The following is a 300-nucleotide window of genomic DNA, read 5'->3' as shown; positions in this document are numbered from 1 at the left end:
ATTTTTGTAATATGCACTACTAGTATTTCCTGAGGTAGGTTGTGTTTGAGTTTGCTGTGCTTTTTGCTCTTCTTGTTGCTTACGAGCTTGTTCATCAGCCTGACGTTTTTGTTCTTCTTGTTGCTTACGAGCTTGTTCATCAGCCTGACGTTTTTGTTCTTCTTGTTGCTTACGAGCTTGTTCATCAGCCTGACGTTTTTGTTCTTCTTGTTGTTTACGAGCCTGTTCATCAGCTAGACGTTCTTCATCCTCTTGCTTACGAGCTTGTTCCTCGGCTAGACGTTTTTCATCTTCTTGCTT

The 300-nt window shown here is 41.3% G+C and carries 1 pseudogene; it reads right to left on the bottom strand.

The features are described from left to right. Positions 1–300 (bottom strand): annotated as a pseudogene (locus tag MR167_RS32095) (excalibur calcium-binding domain-containing protein); the annotation flags it as partial.

The organism is Bacillus cereus group sp. BfR-BA-01355 (assembly GCF_022663675.1).
Classification (GTDB): Bacteria; Bacillota; Bacilli; order Bacillales; family Bacillaceae_G; genus Bacillus_A; species Bacillus_A thuringiensis_S.
This window is presented reverse-complemented; position numbering and strand designations above follow the sequence as displayed.